This is a genomic window from Cupriavidus sp. FW306-1B-F12B, from assembly GCF_058781795.1.
The window spans coordinates 104,222-126,257 of record NZ_JBYSXC010000007.1 but is presented as its reverse complement, the minus strand read 5'-3'; the positions used below and the strand labels follow the sequence as shown (position 1 = coordinate 126,257).

Here is a 22,036-nt window from a genome sequence, read left to right as displayed (position 1 = left end):
AAAGATCGGGCAAGCCGCATGCCGTCAGCGACCCAGCATTCAGGAGCGGAAGTGGAAGACATAGTTGCAGAAGCCAGCGCGGTGCAGACCATCATCGGCCATAGCATCGCAGGCCGGCAGACACGCGGCGCATCGCAGCGTCTTGCCGATATCTATAACCCCGCCACCGGCGAAGTCGCCGCGCGCGTGGCACTGGCCACCGCGCAGGACGTGGCCGACGCCGTTGCCGCCGCCCATGCCGCATTCCCCGCCTGGGCCGACACCCCGCCGCTGCGCCGCGCGCGCATCCTGTTCAAGTTCAAGGAGCTGCTCGACCAGCACCACGACGACCTGGCCGCGCTGATCACGCGCGAGCACGGCAAGGTGTTCTCGGACGCAAAAGGCGAAGTCACGCGCGGCATCGAGGTGGTGGAGTTTGCCTGCGGCATCCCCAACCTGCTCAAGACCGACTTCACCGACAACATCGGCGGCGGCATCGACAACTGGAACCTGCGCCAGCCGCTGGGCGTGGTGGCCGGCATCACGCCGTTCAACTTCCCGGTGATGGTGCCGATGTGGATGTTCCCGGTGGCGATCGCCTGCGGCAATACCTTCGTGCTGAAGCCGTCGGAGCGCGATCCGTCGCCGAGCCTGCTGATTGCCGATCTGCTGCGCCAGGCTGGTTTGCCTGATGGTGTGTTCAACGTGGTGCAGGGTGACAAGGAAGCGGTCGATGCACTGCTGGCGCATCCGGATGTGCAGGCGCTGTCGTTCGTCGGTTCGACGCCGATTGCCGAGTACATCTACACGGAAGGCACCAAACACGGCAAGCGCGTGCAGGCGCTGGGTGGTGCCAAGAACCATCTTGTGGTGATGCCCGATGCGGATCTCGACCAGGCGGTCGATGCGCTGATCGGCGCGGCGTACGGTTCCGCCGGCGAGCGCTGCATGGCGATCTCGGTAGCGGTGGCAGTCGGCGATGTCGCCGACAAGCTCGTGCCGCGGCTTGCCGAACGCGCCAGCTCGCTGAAGATCCGCAACGGCATGGAGTCCGACGCCGAAATGGGTCCGCTGGTAACCGCTGCGCACAAGGCGAAGGTGGAGGGCTATATCGCCAAGGGCGTGGAAGAGGGCGCGACGCTGGTCACGGATGGCCGCGGTCATACCGTACCCGGCCATGAGAACGGCTTCTATGTCGGCGGCACGCTGTTCGACCACGTCAAGCCGGACATGACGATCTACAAGGAAGAGATCTTCGGCCCGGTGCTGTCGGTAGTGCGCGTGCATGACTTTGCCGAAGCCGTGGCGCTGATCAATGCGCATGAGTACGGCAACGGCGTATCGTGCTATACCAGCGACGGCGGCATCGCGCGTGCATTCGCGCGGCAGATTCAGATCGGCATGGTCGGCATCAACGTGCCGATCCCGGTGCCGATGGCGTGGCACTCGTTTGGCGGCTGGAAGCGCTCGCTGTTCGGTGACCACCATGCCTATGGCGAGGAGGGCGTGCGTTTCTACACGCGCTACAAGAGCGTGATGCAGCGCTGGCCGGATTCGATCGCCAAGGGCGCTGAGTTCACCATGCCGGTGGCGAAATAAGCGGCAACGATGATGACGAGAACAGCGACAGAGACATTCGACTACATCATCGTGGGGGCCGGTTCGGCCGGCTGTGTCCTGGCGAACCGCCTGACACAGGATGCGGACGTCAGCGTGCTGCTGCTGGAGGCCGGCGGCAAGGACGACTACCACTGGATCCATATCCCGGTGGGCTACCTGTACTGCATCGGCAACCCGCGCACCGACTGGCTCTATCGCACCGAGGCCGAGGCCGGGCTGAACGGCCGCTCGCTGGGCTATCCGCGCGGGCGCGTGCTGGGCGGTTGCTCGTCGATCAACGGCATGATCTATATGCGCGGCCAGCGCGAGGATTATGACGAGTGGGCGCGGCTCACCGGCGACGATGGCTGGCGCTGGGACAATGTGCTGCCGCTGTTCAAGCGCAGCGAGGACCATCACCGCGGCCCGAGCGAATTCCATGGCGCGGGCGGCGAATGGCGCGTGGAAGGGCAGCGCCTGCGCTGGGACATCCTGGAGCGCTTTGCCGATGCCGCCGAAGAGGCGGGGATTCCGCGCACGGAGGATTTCAACCGCGGCGACAACTTCGGCGTGGGCTATTTCGAAGTGAACCAGCGCCGCGGCATCCGCTGGAACACGGCCAAGGCCTTCCTGCGGCGTGCGTCGGAGCGTCCCAACCTGACCATTGTCACCGGGGCGCAGGTGAGCGGGCTGACCTTCGACGGGCGCCGCTGCACCGGCGTGAACTATATCGGCGGCGGCCGTCCGCACACGGTGGCGGCCACGCAGGAAGTGATCCTGGCCGCGGGCGCGGTCAATACGCCGCAGCTGCTGGAGCTGTCGGGCATCGGCCAGGCCGAGCGCCTGCAGGCGCTGGGTATCCCGGTGCGCCATGCGCTCGCCGGCGTGGGCGAGAACCTGCAGGACCACCTGCAGCTGCGCTCGGTGGTGAAGGTCAGCGGCGTGCGCACGCTCAACACGCGCGCCGCGAGCCTGTGGGGAAAGTTCTGCATCGGCGTGCAGTACGCCTTCAACCAGAGCGGGCCGATGAGCATGGCGCCGTCGCAGCTGGGCGCCTTTGCGCGCTCGGACCCGGCGCAGGCGCGGCCGAACGTGGAGTACCACGTGCAGCCCTTGTCGCTGGACAAGTTCGGCGACCCGCTGCATGCGTTCAATGCCTTTACCGCGAGTGCCTGCAACCTGCGGCCGACCTCGCGCGGCAGCGTCCATGTCGGCAGCGCGGATTTCCGCCAGGCGCCGGTGATCGCGCCGAACTACCTGGCGACCGACGAGGATCGGAAGGTCGCGGCCGACTCCATCCGGCTCACGCGCCGCATCGTGGCATCGCCGGCGCTGGCGCCGTTCCAGCCCGAGGAATGGCTGCCGGGTGCGGCATTCCAGACCGACGAACAACTGGCCGAAGCGGCCGGCAATATCGGCACCACCATCTTCCATCCGGTGGGCACCTGCAAGATGGGCCGCGCCGACGACCCGATGGCCGTGGTCGACCATCGCCTGCGCGTGCTGGGCATCGACGGCCTGCGCGTGGTCGATGCCTCGGTGATGCCGCTGATCACGTCGGGCAACACCAATTCGCCGACCATCATGATCGCCGAGCGCGCGAGCGACCTGATCCGCGAAGACCGCCGGCAGGGCCTGGCGGCGGCGGAAGTCGTGGTGCAACCGGCGCCGGCGGCAGCCGCTGCAGGCGCCTGACATGAGCGCGCCACTCGATCGCGGGCGGGGCCGTGACCGAGTGGCGCAGCCTGCTCATGTGCGCTTGCAAAAAAACTGACACTTGGTTCATGTTTCATAGTGCAAACCCCGATGTTTTGCGATGCAACAGGCGCACACAATAGACGCCTCACAGGGTGCGTCGGCAGCACATCGAAGCCATCGCCGCAACCTGCGCGGGAGCCGCCCCGCACCAAAACAGAAAGCCGCAGGCAGGGCCGCAACCATGGCCACCCTGGCGGAACAAGCGGCAGCAAGGGCCTACAAGGCCGGTTCGGACCATTGTCAGTGCCGGGCATCACCCCGGCAGTTCAGCAAGAGGGCGGGCAGGAGACATGAACCAGCTGGAAACCATCCTGGAAACGCGGAACCTCACCAAGGAGTTCAAGGGGTTCACGGCGGTGAGCGACGTCAACCTGCAGGTGCGCCGCGGGTCGATCCATGCGTTGATCGGCCCCAACGGCGCCGGCAAGACGACTTGCTTCAACCTGCTCACCAAGTTCCTGGAGCCGACCACCGGCACCATCCTTTTCAACGGCATCGACATCACCCGTGAAAAGCCCGCGCAGATCGCGCGGCGCGGCGTGATCCGTTCGTTCCAGATCTCGGCGGTATTCCCGCACCTGACGGTGATGGAGAACGTGCGCATCGGGCTGCAGCGGCAGCTCGGCACGGCGTACCAGTTCTGGCGCAGCGAGCGCTCGCTGGACGTGCTCAATGAGCGCGCCATGGAGCTGCTAGAGCAGGTCGGCCTGACCGAGTTCGCGCAGACGCTGACGGTGAACCTGCCGTACGGCCGCAAGCGCGCGCTGGAGATCGCCACCACGCTGGCTATGGAGCCCGAGCTGATGCTGCTCGACGAGCCCACGCAGGGCATGGGCCACGAAGACGTGGACCGCGTCACGCAGCTGATCAAGAAGGTCTCGGCGGGCCGCACCATCCTGATGGTGGAGCACAACATGAGCGTGGTCTCGTCGATTGCCGACAAGATCACCGTACTGCAGCGTGGCGCGATCCTGGCCGAAGGCCCGTATGCCGAAGTGTCCAGGGACCCGCGCGTGATGGAGGCCTACATGGGCACCGTCGACGCGGAACTGCAGGGCGCGCACTGAGAGGGCCGGGGAACATATGACGACATCCAACACACCCGCGCTCGAGATCAAGGGCCTGCACGCCTGGTACGGCGAATCGCACATCCTGCACGGCGTGGATTTGACCGTGAACCGCGGCGAAGTGGTCACGCTGCTGGGCCGCAACGGCGCTGGCCGCACCACCACGCTGCGCGCGATCATGGGACTGACCGGCGCGCGCAAGGGCTCGATCAAGGTCAATGGCCACGAGACCATCAGCCTGCCCACGCACAAGATCGCGCACTACGGCATTGGCTATTGCCCCGAAGAGCGGGCGATCTTCTCCAGCCTCTCATGCGAAGAGAACCTGATGCTGCCGCCGGTGCTGAAGGGCGCCGACACCAGCCAGGGCATGAGCGAATCCGATATCTACGAGATGTTCCCGAACCTGAAGGAGCGCCGCCAGAGCCAGGGCACGCGTCTTTCCGGCGGCGAGCAGCAGATGCTGGCGGTCGGGCGCATCCTGCGCACCGGCGCCAACCTGCTGCTGCTCGATGAAATCTCGGAAGGGTTGGCACCGGTGATCGTGCAGGCGCTCGCGCGCATGATCCTGATGCTCAAGCAGAAGGGGTACACGGTGGTGATGGTGGAGCAGAACTTCCGCTTCGCCGCGCCGCTGGCCGACCGCTTCTACGTGATGGAGCATGGCAGCATCGTCGAGCGCTTCGCAGCCAATGAGCTGGAAGCCAAGATGCCGGTGCTGCACGAACTGCTCGGGGTCTGATCCGCACGGATCATGGGTTGATGTTTGGCAGGAACGGGTGGCGCGCACGCCGCCGCAAATCAGGAGACATAGACATGAAAAAGACTCGGCTCGCGGCCGCGATGGCGGCCATTGCCATGGGTGCGGTTTCCTTCAGCGCCGTTGCCCAGGTGTCCGGCGACACTGTGAAGATCGGCTATATCACCGACATGTCGGGCCTGTACGCCGACATCGACGGCCCCGGCGGCCTGGAAGCCATCAAGATGGCGGTCGAGGACCGCGGCGGCAAGGTGCTGGGCAAGCCGATCGAGATCGTCTCCGCCGACCACCAGAACAAGGCCGACATCGCCGCCTCGAAGGCACGCGAATGGATGGACCAGCAGGGCCTGGACATGCTGCTGGGCGGCACCAACTCCGGCACCGCGCTGGCCATGAACAAGGTGGCCTCGGAGAAGAAGCGCGTCTACATCAACATCGGCGCCGGCACCGCGCGCCTGACCAACGAAGAGTGCTCGCCGTACACGGTGCACTACGCCTATGACACGGTGGCGCTGGCCAAGGGTACCGGCAGCGCGGTGGTCAAGCAGGGCGGCAAGTCGTGGTTCTTCCTGACCGCCGACTACGCCTTCGGCCATTCTCTGGAAAGCGACACCGCGGCCGTGGTCAAGGCCAACGGCGGCACGGTGGCGGGCCAGGTGCGCCATCCGCTGTCGGCATCGGACTTCTCGTCGTTCCTGCTGCAGGCGCAGTCGTCCAAGGCGCAGATCCTGGGCCTGGCCAACGCCGGCGGCGACACCATCAACTCGATCAAGGCGGCCAAGGAATTCGGCATCACCAAGTCGATGAAGATCGCCGGCCTGCTGATGTTCATCAACGATGTGCACAGCCTCGGGCTGAAGAACACCGAAGGCCTGCTGATGACCGACAGCTGGTACTGGGACATGAACGACGACACCCGCAAGTTCGCCAACCGCTTCTTCGGCAAGATGAAGAAGATGCCGAGCAGCCTGCAGGCGGCGGACTACTCGGCGGCCAGCACCTACCTGAAGGCGGTGGAAGCAGCGAAGACCGACGATCCGGACAAGGTCATGGCCGAGTTGAAGAAGATGAAGATCAACGACTTCTACACCAAGGGCTATATCCGCCAGGACGGTCGTGGCATCCACGACATGTACCTGATGCAGGTGAAGACCGCGGCAGAGTCGAAGAAGCCGTGGGACTACCTGAAGGTGGTCGCGACCATCCCGGGCGACCAGGCCTTCACCACGGTGGCCGAGTCGAAGTGCGCAATGCTGAAGAAGTAAGCTGATGTGAGATCCGCCGGCGGCGCGCCACCTGCGTGCCGCCGGCATCGGACGCGGTTCTTTGCTGCGGTGTTCGCCGCAGCGTTCGCATTACCTGGCACCAACCGCAGCAATCCCCGTCATACAACGGCGGTATCAACGGCACTCCGCGATGGACATCTTCGGAATCCCCTTGCCGGCCATGCTTTCCCAGCTATTGCTGGGGCTGGTCAACGGCGCCTTCTATGCGATGCTGAGCCTGGGCCTGGCGGTTATCTTCGGCCTGCTCAACGTCATCAATTTCGCGCACGGCGCGCTCTTTATGCTCGGTGCGGTGCTGGCCTGGATGGGCATGGAGTACGCCGGGCTGAACTACTGGATCATGCTGCTGCTGTCGCCGCTGGTCGTTGCCGCGCTGGGCGTGGTGATCGAGAAGACCATGCTGCGCTGGATCTACAAGCTTGACCATATCTACGGCCTGCTGCTGACGCTGGGCATCACGCTGGTGATCGAGGGCATCTTCCGCTCGATCTACGGCGTCTCCGGGCTGCCGTACTCGACGCCGGATGCGCTGCAGGGCGCGACCGACCTGGGCTTCATGATCCTGCCCAACTACCGCGCGTGGGTCGTGGTGGCGTCGCTGGTGGTGTGCTTTGCCACCTGGTACGTGATCGAGAAGACCAAGCTGGGCGCCTACCTGCGCGCCGGCACCGAGAACCCCAAGATGGTCGAGGCCTTCGGCGTCAACGTGCCGCTGATGGTGACGCTGACCTACGGCTTCGGCGTGGCGCTGGCCGCGTTTGCCGGGGTGCTGGCCGCGCCGGTGATCCAGATCTCGCCGCTGATGGGGCAGAACCTGATCATCATCGTGTTCGCGGTGGTGGTGATCGGCGGCATGGGTTCGATCATGGGTTCGATCCTGACCGGCCTGGGGCTGGGCGTGATCGAGGGCCTGACCAAGGTGTTCTATCCTGAAGCATCGTCGACCGTGGTGTTCTTCATCATGGTGATCGTGCTGTTGCTGCGCCCGGCCGGGCTGTTCGGGAAGGAGAAGTGATGAGCGTACCCTCCACATCATCGACGCCATCCACGGTGGCGGCCAACGCGGGCAACGCAGGAAAGGGACAAGGCGTGCAGAAGAAACTGTTGTACGGATTGCTGCTGCTGGCACTGGTGGCCGCGCCGCTGGCCGGCGCGTATCCGGTGTTCGTGCTCAAGGTGCTGTGCTTCGCGTTGTTTGCGTGCGCCTTCAACCTGCTGATCGGCTATACCGGGCTGCTGTCGTTCGGCCATGCGGCCTTCTTCGGCGGCGCTGGCTATGCCGCCGGCCATGCCATGAAGGTCTGGGGCGTGACCCCGGAAATCGGCCTGATCCTGGGCACCGGTGCGGGCGCGCTGATCGGCTACGTGGTGGGCTCGCTGGCCATCCGCCGGCAGGGCATCTACTTCTCGATGATCACGCTGGCGCTGGCGCAGATGCTGTTCTTTATCTGCCTGCAGGCGCCGTTCACCGGTGGCGAGGACGGCTTGCAGGGCATCCCGCGCGGCAAGCTGTTCGGGGTGCTGCCGCTGTCGGACGACCTGACGCTGTACTACGTGGCGCTGGCGATCATTGTGGCCGCCTTTGCGCTGATTGTGCGCACGGTGCATTCGCCGTTCGGCCAGATCCTGAAGGCGATCAAGGAGAACGAGCCGCGCGCGGTCTCGCTGGGCTATGACGTCGACCGCTTCAAGCTGACCGCCTTCGTGCTGTCGGCGGCGCTGTCGGGGCTGGCCGGCTCGATCAAGGCGCTGGTGCTGGGCTTCGGGACGCTGACCGACGTGCACTGGTCGATGTCGGGCTCGGTCATCCTGATGACGCTGGTCGGCGGCCTGGGCACATTGTCGGGCCCGATTGTCGGTGCCTTCGTGGTGGTCGCGCTGGAGAACAAGCTCGGCGACATCGGCAACTTCCTGGCGTCGGTCACCGGCATCTCCTGGTTCGGCACGCTGGGCGAGTCGGTGACGATGGTGACCGGCGTGATCTTCGTGATCTGCGTGCTGACTTTCCGCCGTGGCATCATGGGCGAGCTGCTGGCGCGCTTCGGGGGCCACTCGGGCAAGCGGGAGTAACCCGGCACGAGTGACCGCGGGTCGACATGCCCGATTCTGGGGCTAGGGTTTTTTCTAGCTTGTCCTCGATGCACCGCTTCGTTACATTCCATATACGGTTTTCGCAGGTTAAATGGAGGCGGAAGCGAGGAGACGACAGGCGCGCACCCGGTGTCGGGTAGCAGCGTTATAAATAAAGGGCGTTGCCGGGTGATCCTCGGCAACGCTTTTTTCATTTGGGCCTCCCAATCGCTCCTGTGGCGCTTTCGCCCCATCATGGGGCATCCAGGCTGCACCGGCATCACCTGGCTACCCGCCACATGCGACAATGCGGGCGCTCTCATTGCCCGCCATGCCTGCCGCACCTGATTCCCCCCACTCCCCAGCCGTTCCGGATCTTCCCGACACACCTGCGCCGCAGGGCTTGGTACGCCTCGGGCTGGGCGCCGATGCAGTGACGCTGGAAGCCTGGCTGGCTACGGTGCAGCCACTGCCGGTGCCCGCCGCGCGCGCGCGCCGGCTGATGCTGGACGAGCTGCTGGCCCAGTCCGGGCGCGGCATCTGCCTCCTGGTGAACGACGCGCAGGCACCGCACGATCTGCTGGCGTGCCTGCCGGTGGCGCTGCTCCCGAGCCTGGAGCTTGCCGGGCTGGCTGCCTGCGGCATCGAGTGGTGGGTACGGCCCGGGCTGGACGGCGGGGCCCGCCGCGCCTGCCTTGAGGCCTGCTGCGCCATGCTGGCCGACTGGGGCCGCGCGCACGGTATCCGCCATGCGCTGCTGGCGCCGGGGCTGGTGGCAGGGCAAGGCGGCGCGCCGCCGGGCTTCAGCCCGCATGGCAACGGCATGTGGCACCGCAGCCTGGTGCCTGCGGCCAAGGCGCTGGGCTGAACTGATACCGCCTGGCAGCGCGCCGGCCCGCCCGCACCGATCTCCTCCGATCCTTTCCTTTTCGCTTCCCTGCTTCCTGCAATGACGGAATTCGCATTCCTGGCGGTTGCCGCCTTTCTCGCCGGCCTGATCGACGCGGTCGCCGGCGGCGGCGGCCTGGTACAAATCCCGGCGATGTTCTCGGCCTATCCCAATGTCGCGCCGGCCACGCTGCTGGGTACCAACAAGATGGGCTCGATCGCGGGCACCGCCAACGCGGCGCTGCGCTACGGCCGCAGCGTGCGCATCTACTGGGGCGCGACCGCGCCCGCGGTGGTGGCGGCCCTTATCTTCTCGATGGCCGGTGCCTGGGCGCTGACCAAGATTCCGGCCGAGCCGCTGCGCAAGGCGCTGCCGTTCGTGCTGGTGGTGTTGCTGGTCTACACCGTGGCCAAGAAGGACCTGGGTACGGAACACGCGCCGACGCTGTCGGGGTCGCGCGAGCGCATCGCGGCGCTGCTGGCCGGCGCCGCCATCGGCTTCTATGACGGCGTGTTCGGTCCGGGCACCGGCAGCTTCCTGATGATCGCGTTCGTGCGGGTGTTCGGCTATGACTTCCTGCACGCGGCGGCCTCGACCAAGGTGGTCAACCTTGCCACCAACCTGGCGGCGCTGCTGTTGCTGGCCAGCAAGGGCCATATCTGGTGGCAGCTGGGCCTGGTGATGGCGGTGGCCAACATCGCCGGCAGCCAGGTGGGCAGCAAGCTGGCCCTGCGCCACGGCAGCGCCTTCGTGCGCAAGGTGTTTATCGTGGTGGTGAGCGCGCTGATCCTGAAGACCGCCTGGGACGCGTTCCTGCGCTGACGGCGAAGCCGGGCGGCGCTTGCGATGCGGGTTAATCCTCCCTTTTCGCGCCAAGTCGCTGTGCTAGACTCGATCCGAATTCCCGACCGCGCGGTCGGTGAATGGCCGGAGCGCGCCGATCCGGGGGAGTGGTGCGGACGGGGAAACTGGGGAGCGGCCTGGCGTCGTTCCTGGCTGTAGCGCAGGTGCCGGCGATGTGCCTGCGTCAGACCCGAGGGGTCGACAAAAACGGGCTTCCGCCGGTGGACGCCGGACGGATGCCTTTCCGTTTCAGGAACCGAGGAGACAAGATGGATTTCAAGCGCGCCAGCCTGCTGGCAATCGCTGCGGCGAGCCTGGTTGCCGGTGCAGCCCAGGCACAGGTCAAGGTCGGGGTGACGGTGTCGGCCACGGGTCCGGCGGCATCGCTGGGTATTCCGGAGAAGAACACCTTCACGCTGATGCCCAAGGAAATCGCGGGCAAGAAGATCGAGTACATCGTGCTGGACGATGCCTCCGACACCACCACCGCGGTCAAGAACACCCGCAAGCTGATCAGCGAAGACAAGGTCGACGTGGTGGTGGGTTCCACCGTGACGCCGAACTCGCTGGCGATGGTAGACGTGGTGGCCGAGAACGATACGCCGATGATCACCATGGCCGCCTCGGCGCGCATCATCGAGCCGATGGATGCCAAGCGCGCCTGGGTCTTCAAGACGCCGCAGAATGACTCGCACATGGCGACCGCCATTGCCGAGCACATGACCAACAACAACGTGAAGACGGTGGCATTCATCGGCTTCGCGGATGCCTATGGCGACAGCTGGGCGCAGGAGTTCGCCAAGGTGGCGGAGCTGCGCAAGATCAAGGTGGTCGCCAACGAGCGCTTTGCCCGTACCGATACCTCGGTCACCGGCCAGGTGCTGAAGATGATGAGCGCCAATGCCGACGCCGTGCTGATCGCAGGCTCGGGTACGCCCGCGGCGCTGCCGGCCAAGACGCTCAAGGAGCGTGGTTTCAAGGGCAAGATCTACCAGACCCACGGCGTGGCCAATGCCGACTTCCTGCGCGTGTGCGGCAAGGATTGCGAAGGCACGTTCCTGCCGGCCGGGCCGCTGCTGGTGGCTGAGCAATTGCCGGACAGCAATCCGGTGAAGAAGCCGGCCATGTCCTACAAGACTTCTTACGAGAAGGCCTTCGGCGGCCAGGTCTCGACCTTCGGCGGTCATGCCTGGGATGCGGGGCTGATCCTGCAGCATGCCATCCCTGAGGCGCTGAAGAAGGGCCAGCCGGGTACCAAGGAATTTCGCAAGGCGTTGCGGGATGCGATGGAGCAGACCAAGAACCTGCCGGTTTCGCATGGGATCATGAACATGAGTGCTACCGACCACCTTGGCTTTGATCAGCGGGCGCGGGTGATGGTGCAGATTGTTGATGGGAAGTGGAAGTTGCTGACTAAGTGAAGGTTGGGGGCGGCGTGGCGCCATGCGGTTGGGTGTCGCGCTTGCCAAGCGCTGCTGTTTCGCCGGCGTAGCCGGCGAGTCACTTTTTGTCCGAGCGACAAAAAGTAACCAAAAACGCGTCGTCTGTGCGGCTGGCAATCAATTCCACGACGTTGGTGGTTCGAGCGGTGGTGCTTGCCGTTTGGGCGTGGGTGCCCGTTCGACCCTGCTACGCCACGTGAGTGTGTGCCAGTGCCTGCGTTAGCCCACTATTGAACGATCCCCATGCAGGGCGTAGGCCGCCTGCTGCCGACAGCATCGCGGGGACGCCTACGGCTGCTGCGCAGGCCCAAAATGCGCTGACGGTCATTGGGCGCTGCGCGAAGCGCCACGCCTGCCAAGAGAGCGACATCCAACCGCATGGCAACAATGCGAAACGCCCCGATACAGACCTCTCGTTAGGGCTTGCCTGTATTTCTACATTAGGCAATCCGTTTACTATTGCGTAAATCCCAAAGCGCACAGCACCCTGTCGGCCCCCATATGATGCAGGCAGGTATTTCCAAAAGACGGGGAGACAATGGACTTATCAATCGCTGCCATCCTGGCCCAGGACGGCATCACCTCGGGCGCGATCTACGCGCTGCTGGCACTGGCCCTGGTGCTGGTGTTCTCGGTGACCCGGGTCATCTTCATCCCGCAAGGGGAGTTTGTTGCCTACGGCGCGCTGACGCTGGCGGCGATGCAGGCCGGTCACGCGCCGCAGACCAGCTGGCTGCTGCTGGCGATGGGGGCGCTGACCTTCGTCTATGAAACCGTCACGGTGCTGCGCAGCGCCGAGTTGCGCCGCACGCTGGGCCAGCGGCTGGCGGTGCTGGCCGGCAAATACCTGGTGTTCCCGCTCGCGGTGCACTGGCTGGCGCAGCAGTATGGCGCGCAGCCGCTGCCGATGCTGGCGCAGATCGCGCTGACGCTGCTGATCATCATCCCGCTGGGGCCGATGCTGTACCGGCTGGCCTACCAGCCACTGGCCGAGGCCAGCACGCTGGTGCTGCTGATCGTCTCGGTCGGCGTGCACTTTGCGCTGGTGGGGCTGGGCCTGGTGATGTTCGGCGCGGAGGGCTCGCGCACCAATGCGTTCTCGGATGCGCGCTTCGACGTGGGCGCGCTCAGCATCTCGGGCCAGAGCCTGTGGATCGTGGGCGTGTCGGCGCTGCTGATCGGGGCGCTGTACTTCTATTTCGAGCGCACGCTGCAGGGCAAGGCGCTGCGCGCGACCGCGGTGAACCGGCTGGGCGCGCGCCTGGTCGGCATCGGCACCACGCAGGCGGGGCGCCTGTCGTTCACGCTGGCCGCGGCGATGGGCGCGCTGTGCGGCATCCTGATCGCGCCGCTGACCACCGTGTACTACGAGTCGGGCTTCCTGGTGGGCCTGAAGGGCTTTGTCGGCGCCATCGTCGGCGGGCTGGTGAGCTACCCCGTGGCGGCGCTCGGTGCGCTACTGGTGGGCCTGCTTGAATCCTATTCGTCCTTCTGGGCCAGCGCGTTCAAGGAGGTCATCGTCTTCACACTGATCATTCCGGTGCTGCTGTGGCGCTCGCTGACGAGCAAGCATGTCGAGGAGGAGGAATAAGCCATGACCATGCTGACCGACAAGCAGGCGCGGGTGGCCAGTGCCGAGGCAGGCAGCCGTGCGCGGCTGAACCGCAACCGGGTCCTGGTGCTGGCTTTCATTGTGGTGCTGGTGTTGCTGCCGGCGCTGCCGACGCCGGAGTTCTGGATCACGCTGGGCAACTACATCGGCCTGTACAGCATCGTGGCGATCGGGCTGGTGCTGCTGACCGGGGTGGGCGGCATGACCTCGTTCGGCCAGGCCGCGTTCGTGGGGCTGGGCGCGTACAGCACGGCCTACCTGACCACGCAGTTCGGGCTGTCGCCCTGGTTCGGGCTGATGGTGGGGCTGGTGATCACGATGGCATCGGCCTATGTGATCGGGCTGATCACGATGCGCATGTCCGGCCACTACCTGCCGCTGGCGACCATTGCCTGGGGCCTGTCGCTGTTCTTCCTGTTCGGCAACCTGGAGTTCCTGGGCAAGTATGACGGCCTGAACGGAATCCCGGTGCTGTCGTTCTTCGGCATCGAACTGCAGTCGGGCCGCTCGATGTTCTACCTGATCTGGGCGGTGGTGCTGCTGGCCGTGCTGGCGATGCAGAACCTGCTGAACTCGCGCCCGGGCCGCGCCATCCGCGCGCTCAAGGGCGGCGGCGTGATGGCCGAGGCCATGGGCGTGAACACCGCGTGGATGAAGGTGGTGATCTTCGTGGTGGCGGCGGTCCTGGCGTGCGTGTCGGGCTTCCTGTACGCGCACCTGCAGCGCGCGGTGAACCCGACGCCGTTCGGCCTGAACTACGGCATCGAGTACCTGTTCATGGCCGTGGTCGGCGGCGTGGGCCATGTGTGGGGCGCGGTGCTGGGCGCGGGCATCCTGACCATCCTGAAGGATGTGCTGCAGGGCGTGCTGCCCAAGCTGCTCGGTGCCAACGGCAACTTCGAGATCATCGTCTTCGGCGTGCTGCTGGTATTGCTGCTGCAATACGCGCGCGATGGCATTTGGCCGTTCCTGCGGCGTCTGGTGCCTTCGGGGCCGCCGGTGCTGGCGCCGGCGCAGGCCGAGGCCCTGGCCGTGCGCCAGAAGCCCGAGGCCGGCGACCTGATCCTGGATGTGCGCGCTGCGCGCAAGGAGTTCGGCGGGCTGGTGGCGGTGAACGATGTCAGCTTCCACGTGCGCGCGGGCGAGATCATCGGGCTGATCGGTCCCAATGGCGCGGGCAAGTCCACCACCTTCAACCTGGTGACGGGCGTGCTGCCGGTCACGCGCGGGGAGGTGCGTTACCGCGGTGAAGTGATCTCGGGCCTGCCGTCGCGCGAGATCGTCAAGCGCGGCATCGGCCGCACCTTCCAGCACGTGCACCTGCTGCCGACCATGACGGTGCTGGAGAACGTGGCCATCGGCGCGCACCTGCGCGGTGATTTCCGCGCCCAGGGCGGCGTCTCTGCCGCGATCCTGCGCATGAACAAGGCCGAGGAAGAGAAGCTGCTGTTCGAAGCGAAGCGCCAGCTTGAACGCGTGGGCCTGGCCGATTGCATGTACATGGAAGCCGGCAGCCTCGCGCTGGGCCAGCAGCGGATTCTTGAAATCGCGCGTGCGCTTTGCTGCGACCCCGCGCTGCTGTTGCTCGACGAGCCGGCAGCGGGCCTGCGCTACAAGGAGAAGCAGGCCCTGGCCGAACTGCTACGCAAGCTCAAGGGTGAGGGCATGAGCGTGCTGCTGGTCGAGCACGACATGGATTTCGTGATGAACCTGACCGACCGGCTGGTGGTGATGGAATTCGGCACGCGCATTGCCGAGGGCGTGCCCGAGGAAGTGCAGAAGAACCCCGCGGTGCTGGAAGCCTATCTGGGTGGCGTGGAGTAAGGACCGGACATGAGCCTGATTCTCGAAGTGAAGGACCTCCACGTCCGCTACGGCAAGGTGGAAGCGGTGCACGGCGCCAACCTGAAGGTGGAGGCCGGCAAGATCGTCACGGTGATCGGGCCCAACGGTGCCGGCAAGTCGACCATGCTCAATGCGATCATGGGTGCGCTGCCGGTGACGGGGTCGTCGAGCGGCTCGGTCAGCTACCTCGGCCACGACATGGCCGGCATCCCGGTGGAGGGGCGCGTTGCGCGCGGCATGTGCCTGGTGCCGGAGAAGCGCGAGCTGTTTGCGTCGATGACGGTGGAGGACAACCTGCAGCTGGGCGCCTTCCGCCGCGAGCGCGCCGGCGAGAAGAACTACCTGGACCAGATGGACGTGGTCTATGACCTGTTCCCGCGCCTGCGCGAGCGCGCACGCCAGGACGCCGGCACGCTCTCCGGGGGCGAGCGCCAGATGCTGGCGGTGGGACGCGCGCTGATGGCCAAGCCGCAGTTGCTGATGCTGGACGAGCCCAGCCTTGGCCTGGCGCCGCTGATCGTGAAGGAGATCTTCCACATCATCAGCAACCTGCGCCAGACCGGCGTGGCTACGCTGCTGATCGAGCAGAACGCGCGCGCCGCGTTGCAGGTGGCGGACTACGGCTATGTGATCGAAACCGGCGATATGGCGATGGAAGGGCCGGCCGACGAGCTGGCTGCGAACCCGAAGGTGATCGAAACCTATCTTGGATTGGCAAAAAAGGCGGCTTGATCTGCCCGGTTTTCGCCAGAGGAATGAGGGCCTGCGGAAGCAGGCCCTTCTCTATTGGTGGTGTGAATAACTTTGGGGATAACCCAATTCAGAGGCGCTTCGGACTGATGTCGCTACTGGCGCGCTGATGTAGGCACGCCAATATCCATTGGAGTGATTTTTGGTAATCAAATTTATCAAATATTATCTATCTAGATAATAATTTGAGGGAATTTATCTGCAGGATGAATGTATTTATACAAGATTTTTGTTCTGTAAGTCATCCAGTGAATAAAGTGTCGATGCCGCTGCCTGTATCCTTCGCTGCGGTCTCCAGCAGCCAATCACGGAAGCATGTCAGCGCCGGATGATCGCGCCGTTCCTTCGGCGCACACAGGAAATAGCCCCGTTGCAGCGTAATTGGCAGGTCAAACGGCGCCGTTACGCGTCCGGCGGCAATTTCGTCGCGCACCAGGCAGCGCTGCAGCACGGCGACGCCAATGTCGGCGCGCACCGCCTGGATCAGGATCGAGACCTGGTCGAATGCTGTGGATAACCTTGGCGCAGCGTTGGGTACGCCGGCGGCCTGCAGCCAGTTTTGCCAGTTCGCCGGCGCGGTGGTGTGGTAGAGCAGAGGCTCGTCCAGCAGCTCCGCGGGAGACTGCCAGTGGCCGGCCTCGCGCCGTGCCCGGGCGCGGTCCGGATGGCAGACCGGCACCATTTCACGTCCCACCACATAGTCGGCCTGCAGGCCGGGCCACTTGCCGGCTTCACCCGCCAGGATGGCGGCGTCGGGGGAGGGGCCGGAGAGATCCTCGTCGCGCTGGTACGGGACGAAGTCCAGCCGGATTTCCGGATGGCGGCGATGGAAGTCCGGCAGGCGCGGCACCAGCCAGACGCTGGCCAGCGTGGGCACGACGGACAGCGTCAGGTGGTGCCGGCGGTCACCGGCGCGCAGGGCGGCGCTGGCATGCTCGATCGTGGCCAGCGGCTCGGCCACGGCCTCAAGCAATTTCCGGCCGGCATCGGTCAGTACCAGCCGGTGGGCATTGCGCTGTAGCAGCGGCTGCCCGAAATGCGCTTCCAGCCGCGCGATGGCACGGCTGATGGCACCCTGGGTCACGCACAGTTCGTCCGCCGCACGCGTAAAGCTGCCCAGCCGTGCCGCGGTGGCAAAGGCGTGCAACTCGGACATCGATGGGGAATGCAGCCGCATGGCGGGGGAGGGGAGGAAGGGCGGGACGGCTGCCGGAGCGACCGCTGCAGGATGATCTTTGGTAATGCAAACGTGCAATATAGTCGTTTGTGCCCGCCCGGTAAACGGCTGACACTCGTCCGGTTCATGCACAAAACCAACAGGAGAAACCCCATGATCCGAGCCAGGATGTCCCGCCGCCAGCTGCTGCTGTCCGGTACCGCCGCCGCTGCCACGCTGGCCTTTGCCGGCAACGCGTTCGCGCAAGCCAATTACCCGACGCGCCCGATCCGCCTGATCGTGCCGTTCGCTGCGGGCGGCTCCACCGACCTGTCGGCGCGCCTGGTGGCAGAGTTTGCCGGCCGCGAGCTGGGCCAGTCGATCGTGGTCGAGAACAAGGGCGGCGCCGGCGGCTCGCTGGGCATGGAGCAGGTGGCCAACGCCGCGCCCGATGGCTACACCATCGGCATGGCCACGGTCAGCACGCACGGCTCCAACCCCGCCGTATTCCCGAAACTCAAGTACGACCCGATCAAGGACTTTGCCCCGATCACCAACGTGGTGTCGATGCCGAGCGTATTCACGGTGCATCCGAGCGTGCCGGCGAAAACCATGCAGGAATTCATTGCCTTAGCCAAGGCCAATCCGGGCAAGTATTCGGTTGCCTCGCCGGGCACAGGGACCCTCGGCCACGTAAATCTTGAGAACTTCCAGATGCTGGCGAAGATCGAGTTGCTGCACGTGCCGTACAAGGGTGCCGGCCTTGGGCTCAATGATGCGGTGGCAGGGCAGGTCAATGCGATCTCGGACAACCTGGCCTCGGCGCTGCCTCATGTGAAGTCGGGCCGCCTGCGCGCGCTGGCGGTGCTGGGCGCCACGCGCTCGCCGCAGTTGCCAAACGTGCCCACCTATGCGGAATTGGGCTACAAGGAGATGGGCGACGGCGGCTGGTTCGGCATCGTCGCGCCCGCGGGCACGCCGCCCGCCATCGTGGCAAGGCTGAACCAGGCCATCCTCAAGGCCATGCAGAACCCTGAATTCAAGCGCAAGGTGGAGGAGTCCGGCGGCACGTTGGTGCCGACCACGCCGGAGCAGTTCAAGGCCCAGATCCAGCAGGCCATTGCGCGCTATGCCCGCGTCGCCAAGGCCGCCAACATCCAACTGGACTGACGCATGGCTGAAGCGAATCACCTGGCCGCCGCACTGCCGCCGGTCATCGTGCGCTTGCCGGAAGGGGAGGCGCTACCGCTGGTGTGTGACTCGCCGCACAGCGGCACCGCGTACCCGGCCGACTTCGGCGCGGCGATTCCTGCCGCGCGTCTGCGCGGGGGGGAGGACACGCACGTCGATGCCCTGTGGGAGGCCGTGCCCGCAGCAGGCGGTACGCTGCTGGCGGCCACCTTCCCGCGGGTCTATATCGACCCGAACCGGATGCCCGACGACATCGATCCGGCCCAGCTCGACGGCACTTGGCCGACGGCACTGGCCCCGGGGCCGAAGACGCAGCTGGGCTACGGCCTGATCTGGAGCCGGGTCGACGCCAGCACGCCGATCTATGACCGCCGCCTGTCCGTGGCGGAAGTGCAGGCCCGTATCGACCGCTACTACCGGCCGTACCATGCGGCGTTGGCCGAGGCCGTGGAGGGTGCTCACCAGCGCTTTGGCGCGCTCTGGCACCTGAACCTGCACTCCATGCCCAATAACGCCTACGAGCGGCTCAAGATCGCTAGCCCGCACCCGCTGGCGGATTTTGTGCTCGGCGACCGGGACGGCACCACCTGCGAGCCGGGGCTGGTCGACCTGGTCGCAAGGGAACTGCGCGGCATGGGTTACACGGTGGCGCGCAACGACCCGTACAAGGGCGTGCAGCTGATCGCGCAGATCGGCCGGCCGGCCGAGCGGCGCAATAGCCTGCAGATCGAGATCCGGCGGCCGCTGTATATGGACGAGGTGAGCCGCGAGCGCAATTCCGGGTTCGCCACCTTGCAGCGCGATCTTGGCAAGCTGACCGGGCAGGTTGCGGGGTATATCCGCGCGCAGCTCTGAGACGCTTGTTCCACGTGAAACATCCGGCCGGGCCATGTGCTCGGCCTTTTTGTTTCACGTGGAACATAACGTCGCTTTCGAGCGACTCGCCGGGTATCGCCAACGCCATGTTTCACGTGAAACATGGTTACCGCCGGAAAGCGGCTAGTCGATTGCCGCTATAATTTCGCATTCCCGTATTTTCCCGCCAGCCTCCCGGAGGAGGTGTCCCATGCTTTACCCAAAAGAATTCGATGTCATCGTCGTCGGCGGTGGTCATGCCGGCACTGAAGCTGCACTCGCCGCGGCCCGTATGGGCTGCCAGACGCTGCTGCTGACTCACAACATCGAGACGCTGGGTCAGATGAGCTGCAACCCATCCATCGGGGGCATCGGCAAGGGGCACCTGGTCAAGGAAGTGGACGCCATGGGTGGTGCCATGGCCGCCGCCACGGACGAGTCCGGCATCCAGTTCCGCATCCTCAACTCCAGCAAGGGCCCGGCGGTGCGCGCAACGCGCGCCCAGGCGGACCGCGTGCTGTACCGTAAGGCCATCCGTACAAGACTGGAGAACCAGCCGAACCTGATGCTGTTCCAGCAGGCCGTAGACGACCTGATGGTGGAGGGCGACCGCGTCGTCGGCGCCATGACGCAGGTGGGCATCGCCTTCCGCGCCCGCGCGGTGGTGCTGACTGCCGGCACCTTCCTGGACGGCAAGATCCACGTCGGGCTGGATAACTACACCGGCGGCCGCGCCGGCGACCCGGCAGCGGTGTCGCTGTCGGCGCGCCTGAAGGACCTGAAGCTGCCGCAAGGCCGCCTGAAGACCGGCACGCCGCCGCGTATTGACGGCCGCACCATCGATTTCTCGGTGATGGAAGAGCAGCCTGGCGACCTGGATCCGGTGCCGGTGTTCTCCTTCCTGGGGCGCCCGGAGCAACACCCGCAACAGCTGCCGTGCTGGATCACCCATACCAATAGCCGCACCCACGACATCATCCGTGGCGGGCTGGACCGCTCACCGATGTACACCGGCGTGATCGAAGGGGTAGGGCCGCGCTACTGCCCCAGCATCGAGGACAAGATCCATCGCTTTGCCAGCAAGGAAAGCCACCAGATCTTCCTGGAGCCCGAAGGCCTGACCACCAACGAGTTCTACCCCAACGGGATCTCGACCAGCCTGCCGTTCGACGTGCAGCTGGAGCTGGTGCATTCGATCCGCGGCATGGAGAACGCGCATATCCTGCGCCCCGGCTATGCGATCGAGTATGACTACTTCGATCCGCGCGGGCTGAAGGCATCGCTGGAGAGCAAGGCCATCTGCGGCCTGTTCTTTGCGGGCCAGATCAACGGCACCACCGGCTATGAAGAGGCTGCCGCGCAGGGCCTGCTGGCCGGCATCAACGCTGGCTGCTATGTGCGCGAACGCGATGCGTGGACGCCGCGCCGAGACCAGGCCTACCTCGGTGTGCTGGTCGACGACCTGATTACCCGCGGTGTGACCGAGCCGTACCGCATGTTCACCAGCCGCGCGGAATTCCGCCTGAGCCTGCGGGAAGACAACGCCGATATGCGCCTGACCGAGGTCGGCCGTGAACTGGGCGTGGTCGACGATGCACGCTGGGATGCCTTCAACCGCAAGCGCGACGCTGTTTCACGTGAAACAGAGCGCCTGAAGAGCACATGGGTGAACCCGGCCATGCTTCCGGTCGAAGACGCCGTGCCGCTGCTGGGCAAGTCGATCGAGCGCGAATACAGCCTGGCCGACCTGCTGCGCCGGCCAGAAGTCCGCTATGAAGCACTGATGGCGCTGCAGGGTGGCCGCCATGCCCCGGAAACGCCGTTGGACGCCGAGCCGATGCTGGCAGAGCAGATCCGCGAGCAGATCGAGATCGGCATCAAGTACCACGGCTATATCGCCCGCCAGGCGGCGGAGGTCGACAAGCTGGAAGCCAACGAGTCGACGCGCCTGCCGGAAGGGCTGGACTACACCGAAGTGCGTGGCCTGGGCTTCGAGGTCAGCCAGAAGCTGAACCAGCATCGTCCGGAAACGCTGGGCCAGGCCTCGCGCATTTCCGGCGTGACGCCGGCCGCGATCTCGCTGCTGCTGGTGCACCTGAAGAAGAAGGGGCTGGGGCGCACGCGCGCTGAGTCGGCCGCGCCTTCCGGCAACTCTGAAGAGGCTGCCTGAGTGCCCGGTCCGCGACACACCATGACCGACGACGCCACGCAGCGTCGTCGCCTTGAAGCCGGTCTGGCCGAGATCGGGCTGGCGCTGGCGCCGGCCCAGATCGACACCTTGTTTGCCTACCTGGCGCTGCTGCGCAAGTGGAACGGCGTCTACAACCTGACCGCAATCCGCCACCCCGATGAGATGCTTACGCATCACATGCTGGACTCGCTCGCCGCTGTGCCGGCACTGGCCAAAGCCGCGCGCGCCGCAGAGGTAGGCACGCCGGCGCGGGGCAGGGTATTGGACGTGGGCTCGGGCGGCGGCATGCCCGGCCTGCCGCTGGCCATCGCCTGTCCCGACGTGTCGGTGCTGATGGTGGACATCGTGCAGAAGAAGACCGCCTTCCTGACCCAGTGCCGTGCGCAACTCGGGCTTTCCAATGCCGCGGCGCATTGGGGGCCGGTGGAGAAGCTCGACGATGCCAGCGGCTTTGCTGTGATCACCTCGCGCGCGTTTGCGGAACTGACTGATTTCGTGAACCTGTCGGGCCAGCTCCTTGCACCGCACGGCAAGCTGATCGCCATGAAGGGGGTTTATCCACAGGCCGAGCTGGACCGCATGGAAGCTGCCGGGCTGATGGCGCAATGGCAGGTCGATGCGGTGCCCCGCATCACCGTGCCCGGGCTGGATGCCGAGCGCCACCTGGTGGTGCTGTCGCGGCGCGCAAGCGCCCACGCATGACGTACGCCGCGGCGCTGCGTGCAGCGCCGCGAACTGCCAGC

18 protein-coding genes are annotated in these 22,036 nt (G+C 65.6%); 17 read left to right on the top strand and 1 reads right to left on the bottom strand.

Annotated features, from left to right (window positions below):
• Positions 1-18: 18 nt before the first annotated feature.
• From AC3WLE_RS14220 to AC3WLE_RS14160, 13 genes are all read left to right on the top strand, one after another.
• Positions 19-1,578, top strand: a complete 1,560-nt coding sequence (locus AC3WLE_RS14220; RefSeq protein WP_492340170.1) for a CoA-acylating methylmalonate-semialdehyde dehydrogenase — start codon at positions 19-21, stop codon at positions 1,576-1,578.
• Positions 1,579-1,590: 12 nt separating this feature from the next.
• Positions 1,591-3,273 carry a GMC family oxidoreductase gene (locus AC3WLE_RS14215; protein ID WP_492357072.1) on the top strand — a complete coding sequence of 561 codons (1,683 nt, stop codon included), beginning with the start codon at positions 1,591-1,593 and terminating at the stop codon, positions 3,271-3,273.
• A gap of 353 nt (positions 3,274-3,626) precedes the next feature.
• Positions 3,627-4,403, top strand: a complete 777-nt coding sequence (locus tag AC3WLE_RS14210; RefSeq protein ID WP_492340169.1) for an ABC transporter ATP-binding protein — start codon at positions 3,627-3,629, stop codon at positions 4,401-4,403.
• Positions 4,404-4,419: 16 nt separating this feature from the next.
• Positions 4,420-5,145: an ABC transporter ATP-binding protein gene (locus AC3WLE_RS14205; protein ID WP_492357060.1), complete on the top strand. Its 726-nt coding sequence runs from the start codon at positions 4,420-4,422 to the stop codon at positions 5,143-5,145.
• Positions 5,146-5,219: 74 nt separating this feature from the next.
• Positions 5,220-6,428, top strand: coding sequence for an ABC transporter substrate-binding protein (locus AC3WLE_RS14200; RefSeq protein ID WP_492320132.1), 1,209 nt, complete (start codon positions 5,220-5,222; stop codon positions 6,426-6,428).
• 151 nt (positions 6,429-6,579) lie between these two features.
• On the top strand, positions 6,580-7,464 hold the full coding sequence (locus tag AC3WLE_RS14195; RefSeq protein WP_414224838.1) for a branched-chain amino acid ABC transporter permease: 885 nt from the start codon (positions 6,580-6,582) through the stop codon (positions 7,462-7,464).
• On the top strand, positions 7,464-8,519 hold the full coding sequence (locus AC3WLE_RS14190) for a branched-chain amino acid ABC transporter permease (RefSeq protein WP_492320131.1): 1,056 nt from the start codon (positions 7,464-7,466) through the stop codon (positions 8,517-8,519). Before AC3WLE_RS14195 ends, AC3WLE_RS14190 begins: the two co-directional genes overlap by 1 nt.
• Positions 8,520-8,922: 403 nt before the next feature.
• Positions 8,923-9,387, top strand: coding sequence for a hypothetical protein (locus AC3WLE_RS14185; protein ID WP_492357059.1), 465 nt, complete (start codon positions 8,923-8,925; stop codon positions 9,385-9,387).
• Between the two features lie 81 nt (positions 9,388-9,468).
• Positions 9,469-10,230: a sulfite exporter TauE/SafE family protein gene (locus tag AC3WLE_RS14180; RefSeq protein ID WP_492320129.1), complete on the top strand. Its 762-nt coding sequence runs from the start codon at positions 9,469-9,471 to the stop codon at positions 10,228-10,230.
• Between the two features lie 290 nt (positions 10,231-10,520).
• Positions 10,521-11,672: an ABC transporter substrate-binding protein gene (locus AC3WLE_RS14175; RefSeq protein WP_010811281.1), complete on the top strand. Its 1,152-nt coding sequence runs from the start codon at positions 10,521-10,523 to the stop codon at positions 11,670-11,672.
• A gap of 559 nt (positions 11,673-12,231) precedes the next feature.
• Positions 12,232-13,284 carry a branched-chain amino acid ABC transporter permease gene (locus AC3WLE_RS14170; protein WP_058698082.1) on the top strand — a complete coding sequence of 351 codons (1,053 nt, stop codon included), beginning with the start codon at positions 12,232-12,234 and terminating at the stop codon, positions 13,282-13,284.
• Between the two features lie 3 nt (positions 13,285-13,287).
• On the top strand, positions 13,288-15,129 hold the full coding sequence (locus AC3WLE_RS14165) for a branched-chain amino acid ABC transporter ATP-binding protein/permease (protein WP_492352482.1): 1,842 nt from the start codon (positions 13,288-13,290) through the stop codon (positions 15,127-15,129).
• 9 nt (positions 15,130-15,138) lie between these two features.
• On the top strand, positions 15,139-15,882 hold the full coding sequence (locus tag AC3WLE_RS14160) for an ABC transporter ATP-binding protein (RefSeq protein WP_492357058.1): 744 nt from the start codon (positions 15,139-15,141) through the stop codon (positions 15,880-15,882).
• 259 nt (positions 15,883-16,141) lie between these two features.
• On the opposite strand, the gene AC3WLE_RS14155 is transcribed toward AC3WLE_RS14160, so the two are convergent.
• Positions 16,142-17,077, bottom strand: coding sequence for a LysR substrate-binding domain-containing protein (locus AC3WLE_RS14155; protein ID WP_492320126.1), 936 nt, complete (start codon positions 17,075-17,077; stop codon positions 16,142-16,144).
• Positions 17,078-17,230: 153 nt separating this feature from the next.
• On the opposite strand from AC3WLE_RS14155, the gene AC3WLE_RS14150 reads away from it, so the two are divergent.
• The 4 genes from AC3WLE_RS14150 (at position 17,231) to rsmG (ending at position 21,995) form a co-directional block, all read left to right on the top strand.
• Positions 17,231-18,226 (top strand): tripartite tricarboxylate transporter substrate binding protein BugE, encoded by a 996-nt coding sequence (locus tag AC3WLE_RS14150; protein ID WP_492320125.1) that lies wholly within the window; start codon positions 17,231-17,233, stop codon positions 18,224-18,226.
• A 3-nt stretch (positions 18,227-18,229) separates the two neighbouring features.
• Entirely contained in the window at positions 18,230-19,102 is an 873-nt protein-coding gene (locus AC3WLE_RS14145; protein ID WP_492357106.1) for an N-formylglutamate amidohydrolase, read from the top strand.
• A 211-nt stretch (positions 19,103-19,313) separates the two neighbouring features.
• Positions 19,314-21,272 (top strand): tRNA uridine-5-carboxymethylaminomethyl(34) synthesis enzyme MnmG, encoded by a 1,959-nt coding sequence (gene mnmG / locus AC3WLE_RS14140; protein ID WP_492357107.1) that lies wholly within the window; start codon positions 19,314-19,316, stop codon positions 21,270-21,272.
• Between the two features lie 21 nt (positions 21,273-21,293).
• On the top strand, positions 21,294-21,995 hold the full coding sequence (gene rsmG, locus AC3WLE_RS14135; protein WP_492357108.1) for a 16S rRNA (guanine(527)-N(7))-methyltransferase RsmG: 702 nt from the start codon (positions 21,294-21,296) through the stop codon (positions 21,993-21,995).
• Positions 21,996-22,036: the final 41 nt, after the last annotated feature.